General features: G+C 63.5%; 13 protein-coding genes and 1 tRNA gene. 11 read left to right on the top strand and 3 right to left on the bottom strand.

The features are described from left to right. Nucleotides 1-4: 4 nt before the first annotated feature. A complete protein-coding gene (locus tag ACNAOU_RS06790) occupies nt 5-1,093 on the bottom strand; it encodes an AAA family ATPase (protein WP_039240530.1) in 1,089 nt (362 codons plus the stop codon). Nucleotides 1,094-1,256: 163 nt separating this feature from the next. On the opposite strand from ACNAOU_RS06790, the gene ACNAOU_RS06795 reads away from it, so the two are divergent. From ACNAOU_RS06795 to ACNAOU_RS06815, 5 genes are all read left to right on the top strand, one after another. Continuing rightward, nucleotides 1,257-2,153, top strand: a complete 897-nt coding sequence (locus ACNAOU_RS06795) for a TatD family hydrolase (protein WP_055974914.1) — start codon at nt 1,257-1,259, stop codon at nt 2,151-2,153. 293 nt (nt 2,154-2,446) lie between these two features. After that, nucleotides 2,447-3,610 (top strand): resuscitation-promoting factor, encoded by a 1,164-nt coding sequence (locus ACNAOU_RS06800; RefSeq protein WP_039240342.1) that lies wholly within the window; start codon nt 2,447-2,449, stop codon nt 3,608-3,610. Between the two features lie 26 nt (nt 3,611-3,636). Then, a complete protein-coding gene (rsmA, locus tag ACNAOU_RS06805) occupies nt 3,637-4,518 on the top strand; it encodes a 16S rRNA (adenine(1518)-N(6)/adenine(1519)-N(6))-dimethyltransferase RsmA (RefSeq protein ID WP_193589609.1) in 882 nt (293 codons plus the stop codon). Beyond that, nucleotides 4,515-5,507: a 4-(cytidine 5'-diphospho)-2-C-methyl-D-erythritol kinase gene (locus tag ACNAOU_RS06810; RefSeq protein WP_018777338.1), complete on the top strand. Its 993-nt coding sequence runs from the start codon at nt 4,515-4,517 to the stop codon at nt 5,505-5,507. Before rsmA ends, ACNAOU_RS06810 begins: the two co-directional genes overlap by 4 nt. 38 nt (nt 5,508-5,545) lie before the next feature. After that, complete coding sequence (locus ACNAOU_RS06815) at nt 5,546-7,378, top strand: ABC-F family ATP-binding cassette domain-containing protein (RefSeq protein ID WP_055974919.1); 1,833 nt, start codon at nt 5,546-5,548, stop codon at nt 7,376-7,378. 177 nt (nt 7,379-7,555) lie between these two features. Here the strand turns inward: ACNAOU_RS06815 and ACNAOU_RS06820 are convergent, their stop codons facing one another. Together ACNAOU_RS06820 and ACNAOU_RS06825 are read right to left on the bottom strand one after the other, a co-directional pair. Continuing rightward, nucleotides 7,556-7,957, bottom strand: a complete 402-nt coding sequence (locus ACNAOU_RS06820) for a VOC family protein (RefSeq protein ID WP_422758327.1) — start codon at nt 7,955-7,957, stop codon at nt 7,556-7,558. Nucleotides 7,958-8,240: 283 nt separating this feature from the next. Further along, nucleotides 8,241-8,840, bottom strand: coding sequence for a TetR/AcrR family transcriptional regulator (locus ACNAOU_RS06825; RefSeq protein ID WP_026267111.1), 600 nt, complete (start codon nt 8,838-8,840; stop codon nt 8,241-8,243). A 276-nt stretch (nt 8,841-9,116) separates the two neighbouring features. Here ACNAOU_RS06825 and ACNAOU_RS06830 point away from each other — a divergent pair. The 6 genes from ACNAOU_RS06830 (at nt 9,117) to ACNAOU_RS06855 (ending at nt 16,265) form a co-directional block, all read left to right on the top strand. Continuing rightward, nucleotides 9,117-9,188 (top strand) — tRNA-Gln (locus tag ACNAOU_RS06830). Between the two features lie 123 nt (nt 9,189-9,311). Further along, a complete protein-coding gene (gene glmU / locus ACNAOU_RS06835; RefSeq protein WP_422758328.1) occupies nt 9,312-10,808 on the top strand; it encodes a bifunctional UDP-N-acetylglucosamine diphosphorylase/glucosamine-1-phosphate N-acetyltransferase GlmU in 1,497 nt (498 codons plus the stop codon). Continuing rightward, a complete protein-coding gene (locus ACNAOU_RS06840; protein ID WP_011774071.1) occupies nt 10,805-11,785 on the top strand; it encodes a ribose-phosphate diphosphokinase in 981 nt (326 codons plus the stop codon). The genes glmU and ACNAOU_RS06840 overlap by 4 nt, the downstream gene beginning before the upstream one ends. Nucleotides 11,786-12,106: 321 nt before the next feature. Then, the gene (locus ACNAOU_RS06845; RefSeq protein ID WP_018777343.1) at nt 12,107-12,682 is read left to right on the top strand and encodes a 50S ribosomal protein L25/general stress protein Ctc; all 576 of its coding nucleotides are present in this window, start codon (nt 12,107-12,109) and stop codon (nt 12,680-12,682) included. 123 nt (nt 12,683-12,805) lie between these two features. Then, nucleotides 12,806-13,390 carry an aminoacyl-tRNA hydrolase gene (gene pth / locus ACNAOU_RS06850; RefSeq protein ID WP_018777344.1) on the top strand — a complete coding sequence of 195 codons (585 nt, stop codon included), beginning with the start codon at nt 12,806-12,808 and terminating at the stop codon, nt 13,388-13,390. 142 nt (nt 13,391-13,532) lie between these two features. After that, a complete protein-coding gene (locus ACNAOU_RS06855) occupies nt 13,533-16,265 on the top strand; it encodes a LuxR C-terminal-related transcriptional regulator (protein ID WP_422758329.1) in 2,733 nt (910 codons plus the stop codon). Nucleotides 16,266-16,291 lie beyond the last annotated feature (26 nt).

Raw genomic sequence — 16,291 nt, forward strand, 5'->3', positions numbered from 1 at the left:
CCTCCTAAACGGCGTGGCGGTCCCTGCGCCACGCACCGGGCGGGTCCTGGGCCACCGGCAGCGACCCCAGGATTCCACGAAGGACGCTCTGCGGCGTATCACCGGAACTGGCCGCCTTGCGGTCCAGGATGATCCGGTGGGCGAGCACTGATTCAGCGACATCCACCACGTCATCCGGAAGGACGAAATCCCGGCCATCCAGAGCGGCTGTGGCCTTCGCCGCGCGCAGCAGCTGCAACAGGGACCGCGGACTGGCACCCAGGCGAAGGCGGGCACTGTCCCGGGTGGCCCTGCCGATTGCCACCGTATATTCCTTGATCGCAGTGGAGACATGGACCTGTTGGACTGTGGCGATCATTGCCGCGACGTCGCTGGCCGTGACCACCGGGGTCACTTTGGCCAGCGGAGAAGTGGCCTGGTGCGTTTCCAGCATCTCGATTTCTGCGTCCTTGTCCGGATACCCCATCGAGATTCTGGCCATGAACCTGTCGCGCTGGGCCTCGGGCAACGGATAGGTGCCCTCCATCTCGATCGGATTCTGGGTTGCCACCACCATGAACGGCAAACCCAGCTGGTACGAATGGCCGTCCACAGTGACTTGGTGCTCTTCCATGCATTCCAGCAGAGCAGACTGGGTTTTGGCCGATGCCCGGTTGATTTCGTCGCCGATCACGATGTTCGCGAACACCGCTCCGGGACGGAACTCGAACTGCCGTGACGACTGGTTGTAGATGGAAACGCCGGTCACATCCGAGGGCAACAGGTCCGGGGTGAACTGGATACGGGAGACGGTGCAGTCCACGGTGCGGGCCAGCGTCTTCGCCAGCAGGGTCTTTCCGACGCCGGGTACGTCCTCCAGCAGCAGATGGCCTTGGGCGAGCAGGACAGTGAGCGCGAGCTTGGCGGCATCGGCCTTGCCGTCGATGACTTTGTTAATGGATCCAAGGATGCGCTCGCTGGCATCATGGAACCTGTCCTGGTCCAGGACCTGCGGCCTGTGCCCGTTCAGTCCTGCGCCATCACGGGGCAGCGAACTGTAATCCTCGCCCTGAAGAGGCGAGGATTCAACGGTGGCTTGTCGCTTTGACTCCATGGAATGCCCTTCAGCCTTCGCCGCGGCACCGCCGGTGCTGGCCGCCTGTCCGTTCCAGACTACCCAGACTTTGGCCGTCCCTGACATAGTGCTCCCGGAATTTATGTGCCAACTGGAATTTATCCGGACTGCAGGAGGACCGCAGTCCGATTAAGGTGGGAGCATGTGCAATTCCCTTGCTCCTGCCCCTTACCGCGCGTCACCGGGCGCTGACGAAAAGCCGGACGCCCGCCGGGAATACCCGCCCGCGCCCGAACCCCTGCCCGTACCGGTGATGGACAACCACACACATCTGGACTTCCGGCACGGATTGATCGAGGTATCGGTCCGGGATGCCATGGACTCCGCAGAGGCAGTTGGCGTGCAGGGAGCTGTGCAGGTTGGCTGCGACCTTGAGTCTTCGCGCTTCACTGTGCAGGCCGTGGACGCTGATCCGCGGCTGCTGGGGGCAGTGGCAATCCACCCCAACGATGCTCCCGTTTATGCGGGCCGCGGTGAATTGGACGCCGCGCTCGCGGAAATTGAGGAACTGGCAGCACATCCCCGTGTCCGGGCCATCGGCGAGACCGGTTTGGACTTTTTCCGCACCCACGGTGAGGGGCTGGCCCACCAGCGCTATTCCTTCCGTCGCCACATCGACATCGCCAAGCGACTGGGACTGACCTTGCAGATCCATGACCGCGACGCGCACGACGACGTGGTGCAGGTACTGCGGGAAGAAGGAGCACCGGAACGCGTGGTGTTCCATTGCTTCTCGGGGGACGAGGGACTCGCACGGATCTGCAATGACAACGGTTGGTACATGTCCTTCGCCGGCACCATGACCTTCAAGAATGCCGGAAACCTGCGATCGGCGCTGGCCATCGCCGAGCCAAGCCGGATATTGGTTGAAACCGACTCGCCCTTCCTGACGCCCCACCCGCACCGCGGCCGTCCGAACGCGAGCTACATGGTCCCGTACACCGTCCGGTCCATGGCCGAGGTGACAGAAAGTGACTTGGCCGAACTCTGTTCGCGCTTGGCCGAAAATACCTTGGAAGCCTACGGTTCCTGGGCCTGAACCAGTAGTGATTTGCGCGCAGCGGGCGTTCGGGGATGGATACCCGGTATGCAGAAGTCTTGGTCCGTTTATAACAGATCGGTTACTGTGTTAAACAAGTAGCCGGGGTCGGGGAAGGCCTTCGGACAACTGGTCCGGTTGATTCCGGACCGTTCAGTTGAATGTTTTTTGGCGGCACAGATGCCGGCAGCAAGAGTGGGACCAGGCAGTTTTGCCTGGCCCCTCGGTTTTGCGGCTGGCATTATTTCTGTGCTTTTCCCCGTGCCCGGATGGTCTGAGAGTTATGGGCAATCGTGATCAAGTTCTTCACAACGGATGGCAAGTTCAGCTTCCTCAAAGTAGGTGCCCAGTTGCTGGTAGTTGCAGCACTGGTGGTCGGTGTGGTCGCCTTCGTCGGCAACAACAAGACCGTCACCCTCAACGTTGACGGAAAGGTAAGCTCCATCCAGACCTTTGGCGGCACTGTTGACGAAGTAGTCAAGGCAGCCAAGGTCGAGCTGAAGGACGCAGACCGCGTTTCACCGGCCTTGGACGCGCGTGTCGATAACGGCTCCGTGGTGAACATCAACCTGGCCAAGGCGGTCTCCATTGAACTGGACGGCGCCCGCAAGACGGTCAACACCACCGCCTCCGACGTCGCCGGACTGGTCAGTGAACTTGGTGTAGCCAGCTCCTCGCAGGTTTCCCAGCCGAAGGAAGCTGCCCTGGAAGTTACGGGCTCCTTCGTCTCCATTTCCACCCCCAAGACCATCAGCGTGGTTGCCGACGGCAAGAGCACCAGCACCACCACCACAGCTGCTGACGTTGCCACCGTCCTCAAGGACGCCGGTGTCACGGTAGGCGCCAACGACCGCCTGTCCCAGCCCGGCAACGCCCCCGTCATCCAGGACATGGTCATCAAGGTTTCCCGCGTGGACACCAGCAAGACGGCCGAGGCCACTGAAGAAGTGCCGTTCGACAGCGTCAAGACCGAAAGCGCCGATCTCTTCAAGGGTGAGGAAAAAGTCACCCAGGAAGGCGTCGCCGGTTCCCTGGTCAAGACCTTCAAGCTGGTTCTCGTGGATGGGCGCGAAGCGTCGCGAACCCTGGTCTCCAGCAACGTGGCCACCCCGCCGGTCGCAGAAAAGATCAGCGTAGGCACCAAGGCCCGCCCCGTGGCAGCACCCGCAGCCGCTGCTGCTGCAGCAGCCCCTGTATCAAGCGGTCCCACCGGTGCCCCGAACGAGGCCATGTGGGACAGGATCGCCCAGTGCGAGTCCGGTGGAAACTGGGCCATCAACACCGGTAACGGCTACTACGGTGGACTCCAGTTCTCCGGCCCCACCTGGCTTGCCAACGGTGGTGGCGCCTACGCTCCGACCGCAAACCTCGCCACCAAGGCCCAGCAAATCGAGATCGCCAACCGCCTGTACGCCAAGAACGGCCTCAGCGACTGGGGCTGCGCGCACGCAGCCTGACCCCGGACAGGCGATACGATACCTAGGTGACTGAACCGAATTCCGAACCCGCCGCCGTCGCGCCTTTGATGGGCGCAACCGACATCCGACGGCTCGCCGAGGAAATCGGTGTACGCCCCACGAAAACACTGGGGCAGAACTTTGTGATCGATGGAAACACCATCCGCAGGATCGTGACAGCGGCCGCTATCGATGCCGACGAGACCGTACTGGAAGTGGGACCCGGACTGGGTTCCCTGACGCTCGGACTCCTCGATGCGGCCAAGAATGTCGTGGCCGTGGAGATCGACCCCGTCCTGGCAGGAAAACTGCCCGAGACGGTGCGGGAATGGCGCCCCGAGGCCCAGGACAATTTCCACCTGGTCCTTTCCGACGCCATGAAGGTCACGGAGCTGCCCGTCAACCCCACGGCATTGGTGGCCAACCTCCCGTACAACGTGGCCGTTCCCGTAGTCCTGCACCTCCTCCAGCATTTCCCCACCCTGCAACATGGCCTGGTCATGGTGCAGGACGAAGTGGCCGACCGCCTTGCTGCAAGCCCGGGCTCCAAGATCTACGGCGTTCCGTCGGTCAAGGCAGCCTGGTACGGGCACATGCGCAAGGCCGGCGTTATCGGGATGAACGTCTTTTGGCCCGCACCGAAAATCCACTCCGGACTGGTCGCCTTCACCCGGCACGAACCTCCCGTTACGCACGCCACCCGCGAGCAGGTCTTCGCCGTCATCGACGCTGCCTTCGCCCAGCGCAGGAAGACCCTGCGCGCCGCCTTGGCGGGCTGGGCCGGAAGCGCCGCAGAGGCTGAACGCTGCCTCGTGGCGGCCGGCGTCGACCCCACAGCACGCGGCGAAGTCCTGGATATCTCCGCCTATGTCAGGATTGCCGAAGCCCGCCACCCCGTGGGCGCATGAATCCGGGAACCAGCAGACCGGGCGGTCTCCCATTCGCGGGAGACCGCTTCCACGCCCGGACAGTCCGCGTCAAGGCACCCGGCAAGGTCAACGTCTCCCTAAGCGTTGGTCCGCTCAGGCCAGACGGCTACCACTCCGTGGCGAGCGTCTACCTGGCCGTATCCCTGTACGAAGAAGTTGCGGCCACCAGCACCGAAGGCCCTGGAATCACCGTCAGCATCAGTCCGGACAGCACGCTGGACCTGGACGGCGTGGACATTCCCCTGGACGAACGAAACCTCGCCTACAAGGCTGCAGCAATCATGGCCGAGGTCTCCGAAAAGCCCACGGGTGTGCACCTTGAGATCACCAAGCGGGTCCCGGTCGCCGGCGGTATGGGCGGCGGTTCCGCGGACGCGGCGGCCACGCTCCTGGCCTGCGATGCGCTGTGGAACAGCGGCCTTTCCCGCGAGGAACTCGCGCATCTGGCGGCTGAACTGGGCGCAGACGTGCCGTTTTCGCTCCTTGGCGGCACCGCCGTCGGGCTCGGCGTGGGCGACAAACTGTCGCCGGCTCTGGCCAAGGCCCAAATGGACTGGGTGCTCGTCTTCGCCGATTACGGGCTCTCCACCCCGGACGTCTTCCGTACCCTGGATGGCTTGCGTGACTCCGAAGGTGCGGACATTCCCGAGCCGGTTGCCGTGGATCCCACCATTTTGCAGGCCCTGCGCAACGGGGATCCCGAAACCTTGAGCCGCGTCCTCATCAACGATCTCCAGCGGGCTTCGATCACCCTTGCGCCGCAACTGCGCGACACCATCGGCTTGGGCGAAGCACGCGGCGCCCTCGCCGGCATGGTCTCCGGTTCCGGCCCTACCATCGCCCTGTTGGCCCGGGACTCCGTCTCCGCCAGCGTCCTCGCCGAGGAGCTGACCCACCGCGGGCACACCGCGGTGGCCGTCCACGGCCCCGTTCCCGGAGCCCGGATCATCTCCGATACCCTCCTTTAGTACCTCTCCGCATTCCCGGCAGTAGAAAGTAGTACCCATTGGCCCACCTGCTTGGCGGCGAAAACCTCACCGTTTCGTTCGCGACCCGCACTGTCCTTGACGGCGTCACCCTCGGTTTGGAGGATGGCGACCGGATCGGCATGGTGGGCCGCAACGGCGACGGCAAGTCCACGCTCATGCGGCTTCTGGCCCTGCGATCCACCCCGGATTCCGGCCGCGTCACCAAGCGCGGTGACGTCACTGTGGGCTACCTGGACCAGGGAGACGTGCTCGACGGCGACCTTACGGTAGGCGCTGCGATTGTCGGTGACCGCGCAGATCACGAATGGGCGGCCAACGCCAAGATCCGCGAAGTCATGGGCGGCCTGGTGGGGGACGTCGACTGGCACGCCAACGTCCATGCCCTCTCCGGTGGCCAGAAGCGCCGTGTGGCCCTGGCCAAGCTCCTCATTGAAGACCATGACGTCATAATGCTGGACGAACCCACCAACCACCTCGACGTCGAAGGGGTCGCCTGGCTTGCCCGGCACCTGAAGACACGGTGGCGCACCAACCAGGGCGCCTTCCTGGTGGTAACCCACGACCGTTGGTTCCTGGATGAAGTCTGCAACTACACCTGGGAAGTCCACGACGCCATGGTGGACATGTTCGACGGCGGTTACGCCGCCTACGTTCTGGCGCGCGCCGAGCGCGACCGCATGGCCGCCGTCGTCGAAGGTAAACGCCAGCAGCTCGTCAAAAAGGAACTTGCCTGGCTGCGCCGCGGTGCGCCCGCCCGGACGGCGAAACCGAAGTTCCGCATCGAAGCTGCCAACGACCTCATCGCCGACGTGCCGGACCCCCGCGACTCCGTGGCGCTCAGCAAGATGGCAACAGCCCGCTTGGGCAAGGACGTGCTGGACCTTGAAAACGTCACCCTGGACTTCGAGGGTGGCCAGAGCGGTCAAAAACTGTTTGACAACATCACTCTCCGGCTCGCGCCGGGCGAACGGCTCGGCCTGGTCGGTGTCAACGGAGCCGGCAAGTCCACACTCCTGAAACTGCTCAACGGCGAGATCCAGCCGACTTCCGGCAAGGTCAAACGCGGCAAAACCGTAGTGACGGCAGTGCTGACCCAGGACGTCAAAGAGCTCGATGACGTGTCGGACTTGCGTGTGATCGAAGTCATCGAACGCGAAAAGCGGTCATTCAGTGTTGGCGGCAAGGAGTTTACCGCCGGACAGTTGGTCGAGCAGTTGGGGTTCACGAAGGAGAAGCAGTGGACGCCCGTGAGCGACCTCTCCGGTGGCGAACGGCGGCGGCTCCAACTCCTGCGCCTGCTGGTAGGGGAGCCCAACGTCCTCATGCTCGACGAACCCACCAACGACCTCGATACCGACACCCTTGCCGCCGTCGAAGATGTTCTTGATGGCTGGCCGGGCACCCTGGTGGTCGTCAGCCACGACCGCTACCTCCTGGAACGCGTCACCGACAACCAGATGGCATTGCTGGGTGACGGCAAACTCCGTGGTCTGCCCGGTGGGGTGGACCAATACCTCGAACTGCGTGAAGCCGCCCTGGCGTCGGGCGCTGTTGGTGGGGGATCCGGTGCGCCGACTTCTGCCAGCGGGTCTTCTTCGTCCGCTGCCGCTCCGTCCGGTGCCAGTGAAGCCGAGAAGCGTGAAGCCCGCAAGGACCTCAACAGGATCGACCGGCAGCTCGGCAAGATCGCGCAGCAGGAAGAGAAACTCCACGCCCAGATGGCGGCGAAGTCCGAATCCGGTGACTTCGACGCCCTGGGAGAACTCAACACCAAGCTCCGTGAGTTGCTCGACGAAAAAGAGGGCCTGGAACTGGAGTGGCTCGAGGCCGCTGAGATCCTGGGCGAGTAGTCCGCGCCTTGGTGCGTCCGGCGGCAATCTCGTCGGCTGCGGGCGGCGGGGTCCGCCGTCGTGTGTTGCGTCCGCGGGGTCCCGCCGTCGCTTGGCCACGACGCTCCCTCACATCCCTAGGGTTTGAGCGTGACGCTTGCTCACGTTCCTAGGGTTTGGGCGTGGCGCTTGCTCACATCACGGCGTGGGTTCGTAGCCAATCAGCCAGTGCAAACCATAACGGTCGATAACTTGACCATCCGAAGCTCCCCACGGTTTCTTGGCCAGGGGGTCCACGATGCGGCCGCCGTCGGCGAGCTTGTCGAACCACTCGTGGAGGATCTGAGGCTCCGCCGTGCCCAGCAGCGAGAGCATGGCGCCTTCGATCCGGACAGGCATTTGGTCCGCGGCTGCATCGGCTCCGTATAGGGCAACGACGCCGGTGAGGACTCCGTGGGCGACGGCGTCGGCGGGACCGTCGGTGCGCGAAAAGTCCTCATAGGAGTGAAGAGTAAGTTCTCCACCGAACACTCCTGCGTAGAAACCCAGAGCTTCGCGTGCTGTGCCGGGAAAGCTGAGATAAAGCTGGGGTGCTGTCATGCGCACATCCTACTCATGCCGCGGAGGGATAGGTTCAAGCCCGTGGGGTGTGAGGAGGGATGGGTTGAAGGGCGTGGGGTGTGAGGGAGGGTTGGGTTCAAGCCCGTGGGGTGTGAGGGAGGGTTGGGTTCAAGCCCGTGGGGTGTGAGGGAGGGGTGGTTGAAGGGCGTGGGGTGTGAGGGAGGGTTGGGGTGAAGCTTGAGGGATGTGAGGGAGGGGTGGGGTTGAAGCTTGAGGGATGTGAGGGAGGGTTGGGGTGAAGCTTGAGGGATGTGAGGGAGGGTCAGTCCTCGGAGCGCAGTCCGGGTTCCTTCTGGAGCCCCGTCAACCCGTTCCAGGCAAGGTTCACCAAGTGGGCTGCAACGGCGCGTTTATCGGGCTCGCGGCTGTCGAGCCACCACTGGCCGGTCATCGCTACCATCCCCACCAGCATCTGGGCGTACATTGCTCCATCGGCTGCGCTGAAGCCGCGGCGGGCGAACTCGTCGGAGAGCAGGTGCTCCACCCGTGCGGTGACATGCGATAGCAGAGTGGAGAAAGCTCCCTCGGGCTGCGACGGCGGCGCGTCGCGCATCAGGATCCGGAAGCCGTCCGTGCGGTCCTCGATGTAACCGAGGAGAGCCAAAGCGGCCCGCTCAACCAGCACGCGGGGCTTGGCTTCGGTGCTGAGGGCCTCGGTGATGGAGTCCAGGAGGATCCGGAACTCGGTCTCGACGACTTGCCGGTACAGCCCTTCCTTTGAGCCAAAATGTTCATAGATCACGGGCTTGGAAACACCGGCAGAAGCGGCAATTTCCTCGATGGTGGTGCCGTCCAGGCCCCGGCTGGCAAACAGCGCACGGCCGATGCCGATCAACTGCGACTTGCGCTGTTGGCCCGTCATCCTGACGCGCACTGGCTGGCCTTCGGACGCTTGGTCGAGCGGGGCAGAGGTGCCCACAGGCCGGGAAAGATCAGTGCGCTTGCTCACGTGACCATCATGCCCCAGATGGCCGGTGGTGCGGGTGAACGCACCGTGCAATGGTGCGTCGCGAAGCGTTTGCCGAGGGGTCAAGTCGCGAAGCATGCAAAGGTCATGGCAAACTAGTTTCTTGTGTGTGGAACCCGGTGAGCCGGGAGACCTTACGGGCCGCTGGTCCGAAGGATGAACCATGCACGGTCCGCTCTGGTGTAACGGCAGCACCCCGGCCTTTGGAGCCGTGGAGTATAGGTTCGAATCCTATGGGCGGAACGGTCGGAAAACGCGCTCCTTCTCTGTACCTGCGACGGCTCTAACGGTGCCTGGGTCCATTGTTGGATGGCAGCATTCCGAAGCCGGGTTACCCGGGACATACCGAGCAAGGAGAGCCAGTACGTGAGCCCCGAAACCAACGGTCCCGCAGCGGTGATCGTCTTGGCCGCAGGCGCCGGAACGCGCATGAAGTCGCGCACTCCCAAGATCCTCCACGTAATCGGCGGCCGGTCAATGGTTGGCCACGCCCTCCTCGCAGCCCGGGCCATTAACCCTTTGAAGCTCGCTCTGGTTGTCCGGCACGAGCGGGACCGGGTAGCCGAGCACGTCTCTGCACTGGACCCCGAGGCCCTCATTGTTGACCAGGACGAGGTTCCCGGCACAGGCCGTGCAGTGGAAGTCGCGCTGAACGCCCTGGATACCGAAGGCGAACTCACGGGCACCGTGGTGGTCACTTACGGCGATGTTCCCCTCCTGACCGGCGAGCTCCTGGCCGAACTGGTCACCACTCACGAGTCCGAAGCCAACGCCGTCACCGTTCTCACTGCAGTCCTGGATGACGCCACCGGTTACGGCCGCATTCTTCGCGCCGCTGACGGCACCGTTACGGGCATCCGCGAACACAAGGACGCCAGCGATGCTGAGCGCAGCATCCGCGAGGTGAACTCCGGCATCTACGCCTTCGATGCTGCAGTGCTCCGGACCGCCTTGGCCAAGGTGACCACTGACAACGCCCAAGGCGAGATGTACCTGACCGATGTCCTCGGTTTGGCGCGCGACGCCGGCGGCCGGGTTGCCGCCGTCGTGACCGAAGACCGTTGGCAGGTGGAGGGTGCCAACGACCGCATCCAGCTTTCGGCGCTCGGCGCCGAGCACAACCGCCGCATCATCGAAGCCTGGATGCGCGCCGGAGTGACCGTGGTGGATCCCGCTACCACGTGGATCGACTCCACTGTCACCCTCGACGAAGACGTCCGTTTGCTGCCCAACACGCAACTGCACGGTTCCACCACCGTGGCGCGCGACGCCGTCGTGGGTCCTGACACGACGCTCACCGACGTGAACGTGGGAGAGGGTGCCAAGGTGACCCGAACGCACGGTTCCGGTTCCACGATCGGCGCCAGGGCAAGCGTGGGACCTTTCACGTACCTCCGCCCGGGCACCGTGCTGGGCGAGACCGGCAAGATCGGCGCGTTCTACGAAACCAAGAACGTGACCATCGGCCGCGGATCCAAGCTTTCCCACCTGGGCTACGCCGGTGACGCCGAAATCGGTGAGGACACCAACATCGGCTGCGGCAACATCACCGCAAACTACGACGGCGAGAAGAAGCACCGCACGGTGATCGGCTCGGGCGTCCGCACCGGTTCCAACACCGTCTTCGTCGCCCCTGTCACCGTTGGTGACGGCGCCTACAGCGGTGCCGGGGCAGTCATCCGCAAGGACGTGCCGGCAGGCGCCCTGGCCGTCAGCCTGGCCGCTCAGCGCAACGCTGAAGGCTGGGTCATCGCGAACCGTCCCGGCAGCGGCTCCGCAAAGCTGGCCGAGGCCGCGCAAGAGAAGTCCTCCTCCATTCCCTCACAATCCCCGGCAACCACAGAAGAAGGCAATCAGGCATGAGCGAAATTACCGCACACGGTGAGAAGAAACTGATTCTCGCCGCCGGAAGGGCGCATCCGGAGCTGGCGCAGGAAATCGCGAAGGAGCTGGAGACCGAGCTCCTGCCCATCGACGCCTACGACTTCGCCAACGGTGAAATCTATGTCCGTTCGGCCGAGAGCGTGCGAGGCACCGATGCCTTCGTCATCCAGGCGCACCCGGCACCGCTGAACAACTGGCTCATGGAGCAGTTGATCATGATCGATTCCCTCAAGCGCGCCTCTGCCAAGAGGATCACGGTTGTCTCGCCGTTCTACCCGTACTCCCGCCAGGACAAGAAGGGCCGCGGCCGCGAGCCGATCTCGGCCCGCCTCGTCGCGGACCTGTACAAGACGGCCGGCGCGGACCGCATCATGTCCGTGGACCTGCACACCTCGCAGATCCAGGGCTTCTTCGATGGCCCCGTTGACCACTTGATGGCCATCCCGCTGCTGGCTGATTACATCCGGACCAAGGTTGAAGCGGACAACATCACTGTTGTTTCACCCGACACCGGACGTGTCCGCGTTGCCGAGCAGTGGGCCGAACGCCTGGGCGGCGCCCCGCTCGCGTTCGTTCACAAGAGCCGCGACCTCACGGTGCCCAACCAGGCTGTCTCCAAGACCGTTGTGGGCCAGGTCGAGGGCCGCACCTGTGTCCTGATCGACGACATGATCGACACTGGTGGAACCATCTCCGGCGCTGTCCAGGTGCTGAAGAATGCCGGCGCCAAGGATGTCATCATCGCCTGCACCCACGCTGTTTTCTCCGATCCCGCAGCGCAGCGGCTGGCCGACTCCGGCGCCCGCGAAGTTGTGGTCACCAACACCCTGCCCATCCCGGCTGAGAAGCGATTCCCGTCGCTCACGGTTCTGTCGATCGCACCCTTGATTGCACGCGCCATCCGTGAAGTGTTCGACGACGGTTCGGTCACCAGCCTGTTCGACGGCAAAGCTTAGGCCTGAAGCCAGCTGACTGAACGGGCCATCCGCCGCCTCCGGGCGAGTGGGTGGCCCGTTTTTTCATGCCCGTTTTCAGAAAGCGGACGTTCCGCTGCTAAACTCTTGGGGATACCTTGGCGAGGGAGAGCACATCCGGTCCGCAGTTCGTGGACCAGATTGCGGGTCTCCGTTATCGACTGGGTCTGCATCTCCTTCAACACAGGCAGAACGGCTGCTCCGCGGCCGGCTTCAGCCGGGCGTAGAAGGTCTCCAGACCTCCGCCCTTGCTGAAATACCAGCCCGGATCCTTCCGGGCGCCACAGTAATCAAGGAGTACACATGTCTGAGCAGAAGCTCACCGCAGAACTGCGCACCGAATTTGGCAAGGGTTTCGCCCGTCGTGCACGCATGGCCGGCCAGATCCCGGCTGTCATCTACGGCCACGGCGCAGAGCCGATCCACATCAACCTGCCGGGCCGCGCCACCACGCTGGCCGTGCGCGTTTCCAACGCCCTCCTCGCAATCGACGTCGACGGCGAGCAGCACCTGACGCTCGTGAAGGACATCCAGCGCGATCCCGTAAAGCAGATCATCGAGCACGTTGACCTCCAGACCGTGAAGGCCGGCGAGAAGGTTACCGTCGACATCGCCATCCACGTCTCCGGTGAAGTTGCTCCGGGTGCTGTTGCCAGCCTCGAAGCCACCACGGTTTCCCTCGAAGCCGAGGCAACCCACGTGCCCACCGCCGTCGAGGTCAACATCGAAGGCCGCAAGGCCGGCGAGAACATCCACGCTTCGGACCTCGAACTGCCGAAGGGTTCCACCCTCCTCACCGAAGGTGACACCCTGGTGGTCCGCGTTGCTGAAGAGGCAAGCACCGAAGAAGAAGAGACCACGGAAGCAGCTGCCGAGTAGTCTTTTGACCGCTTGAGGCTGACGCCGTTCAGTGGCCGGGTCCCTTTGGGTCCCGGCCACTTTCCTTTGCTCCAGCCCTCCGCATCTCCGCTCCTCCCAACTACGTTCCCTAGGATGAGACCCATGACTGACACCTGGCTGATCGTCGGCCTCGGCAACCCCGGCAGTGAGTACAGCAACAACCGGCACAATGTTGGCCAGATGGTGCTGGACGAACTGGCTTCCCGCATGGGTGGAAAGTTCAAGGTCCACAAGGCCCGCGCACAGGTAGTGGAGGGACGCCTGGGCATCGGCGGTCCCCGCGTGGTGCTGGCCAAACCGATGACTTACATGAACGTTTCCGGAGGTCCCGTGGCGGGGCTGTGCAAGTTCTTCGACATCGCCCCGGACCATGTGATTGCTGTCCATGATGAGATTGACATCCCTTTTAACACAGTCAAGTTAAAAATTGGCGGAGGCGAGGGAGGCCACAACGGTCTCCGGGACATTTCGAAGGCCCTGGCTACAAAGGACTATCTGCGTGTTCGAGTGGGCGTCGGAAGGCCTCCTGGACGGATGGATACGGCCGACTACGTGCTTCGGGATTTCGCCACCGCGGAGAAGAAAGAGCTGCCCTTCCTCCTCGACGAGTCAGCTGACGCTGTGGAGTTGCTTATCAGCCAGGGCCTGTTGGCGGCCCAGCAGAAGCACCACCCGGCCAAAGCTTGAGCAAATCTTGAGTAAAGCCTGATCAAAGACTGACGGTCCGGAGGACCTTAAGGCCTACAAACTGTCGGCGCCCGAAGGTAGTGTGCATGGTACGCAGATGAGCGGTGGGGGACTATCGCGAATGTGTTAGCTAAGGATGCGGATGTCGTCGGAGTTGCTAAACAGGAGCGGTGGAGGCGCAGCGAGGGCTGCGGCTCCCGATCTTGTGGGCGGACCCAGCGATCGCCAGACCTGGTCGCTTCTGGCCCGCAGCCACGACCTGTCCAAGGCCATCAAGTACCTTGAATCGCCCCTGACCTTCGGAGTGGTCCTCACCGGCGAACGGGGGATCGGCAAATCGGGGCTGGCCAGGGCAGTGGTGTCATCACTCGGCCCCAAGGTCCACAGCCTGCAGCTCCGCAATACCGTTGCGAACGGCCAAACCCCCTATGGATGCCTGGGTTTCCTGCTGGCCCGTTTGCCCTCGGAAGCCGTGGGTTCCCCGACAGGCATCCTGCACGCGGTCACCAACCTGATCAGGACCGAAGCCGCCGGACGTGACACGGTCTTCATCGTTGACAACGCGGGCGGCATGGATCCGATGAGTACCGGCGTGCTGTTGAACCTCATGGCCACGGGCACGGCCAAAGTGGTGGCCACGGTGCAGCGGGCCAGCGATCTCCCAGCGGATTTCCACCGCATGGTCCTGGACGGTGAACTGGGCGAGGTTCACTTGAACACGCTCAGCGAAGAACAGGCAAAGCAGGTGCTTGGTTCGGTTTTGGGCCACTACGTATCAACAACCCTGGCGGGGTCGCTGCACGCGGCCGTAGGCGGCAACCCCATGCTGCTGCATGCGCTCCTGGAGGATCAGCGCCACAGGGGCAACCTGGTTCTCAACGACTCCGTGTGGACCCTCCGTGACCGGATCACGCTGGAGGGAGCCACGGTGGTGGAGGACTTCGTCCGTTCCAGATTGGCGCGCGAACCGCAGGCCAGCAGGACGGTCGTCGAAGTCCTGGCTTGCGCGCAGCGCGCTACTCTGGTGGATCTTGCGGCCATCTTTGGGACACAGGTCCTGGTGGAGATGGAAGAATCCGGGCTGCTCACCGTCCAGAGGAACGGTGAACACTGGGTCTCCTTGCGGGATCCCTACGTGGGCGAGGTAGTGCGTAGCTGGCTGAGCACGCGCCGCACCAAGGAACTCAAGACGATGCTGTACGGCCCCAAAGAGCCGGAGCTCAGCGGACTGGCTCCACAGGACCTGTTGAGCTATGCCGCATGGATGCATGCCTGCGAGGACGAACCGCAGCCTTCCCCGGCGTTGGCCCTTGCGGCAGGCCGCGCCGCGTTGAACGATTACGACCCCAACTTCGCCATCCAGTGCATCGCATCCCTGGACCCCAAGGACAGTGAATGGGTCCGTGGCCAGCGGCTCAAAGCCGCTGCCTACCTGATGCTGGACCTGCCGCTGCACGCTGCCCAGGCGTTGGATGAAATCTCCGAGTCCCACCTCGCCGGGCTGGACCCGTTGGAGTTCGCCGAGGTCACGGCAGCACAATGCCAGGCCATGACCTGTATTGACGGCCGGTCCGGGATGGTTCCGAGTGTCATCGCAGGTGCCTTCGAAACGCTCGAGGCGAAGTCCGCCGATTATCCGGCAGCAGAACTGTCAAAGGCCCGTAACCGTCTGCAGCTGTGCAGCTACGAGTACAAGACGTTCATGGGCGAGTACGCGTCCATGATCGAGGACCTGGAACGGGAACTGGCCAAGGACCCCGGCGAGGACCGTGAGCACTGGCTGAGGTCCTCGTTCTTCCTCATGGAAGCGCGGTGCATTCTGGGAAGGGAGCTGGAAGCACAGGAGCTCGCCCGACGTGTTTCACGGCATCTGGGGGACACGGACAGGCCCGCCCAACTGGAGGAGGCGTTCGCCAAACACGCTTTCCTGGTTCTCCTGCTGTCCGGCCAGTGGCGCAAATGCATCGAACTGATGCGGCGCACACCGTCAAGGCCGTCCCGCCTCCAGTACCGCGGAGCACTTACTGAGCTGGGCGTTGGTTTGGCGTACGCCTACGCCGGCAAGCCCGCCAGCGCGATCGAACCGCTGCGTTCCGCTGTTGCCCAGCTCGAGCTCCGACCCGCCATGAACATGAACAAGGTGGCCTACGCTGCCACCGCGTTCGCTTACGCCCAACTGGGCAATTCCGCCGAAGCAGGCCGCTACCTGGATCTGTACAGGACCTGCCGGGGCGTGGGGATGTACTTCTCCGAGTCCGTGGCGGAGTTTTGCGCCGAGATGGCGGGCAGGTGGATGGGCGACTCCGACGTCAAGGAAAGGCTTCTTGCCAGGGTCCACGACGACATCGGGCAACAGCGGTACACGACGGCGGGCATCTGCCTTTTCGGCGCCACGGTGGAAGGCTCCGATGAGGAGTACAGGCTGCTTGAGGACATTGCCGGCCGCCGCCAAGGGCCGCTCGCGAAAATCTCCGGCGACCTTGCCCGTGGTTCGTTGAGCAAGAGCTCACGGTCCCTGTTGGCAGCCGCCGACGCCGCCGCCTCCTTGGATTTGCTGGTAGTCGAAGCACGGTGCGTGGCCATGGCATTGGACTTCGCCCGCGATGCCGGCGAGACGACAACAGCGCGGACGGCCCAGTTGAGGCTGGAACGCCTGGAGCATTCCGTCTCCGCTCTTCCCATCCAGCCAAGAAGCGACGCGCCGGTATTGACCGAGCGGGAACGCCAAATTGCTAAACTCGCCGGAAAGGGTGTCAGTAACCGCGAAATCGCGATGGATATTGGGGTGTCTGTGCGAACAGTAGAAGGCCATTTGTACCAGGTATTCACCAAGCTCGGTGTGTCGTCTCGGGGCGAGCTAAATGGGCTCCTGTGAGGTAGGGCGGGCAGTATCCGCAACTC

The sequence above is a fragment of the Paenarthrobacter sp. C1 genome (genome assembly GCF_049315185.1).
Taxonomy (GTDB): Bacteria; Actinomycetota; Actinomycetes; order Actinomycetales; family Micrococcaceae; genus Arthrobacter; species Arthrobacter nicotinovorans.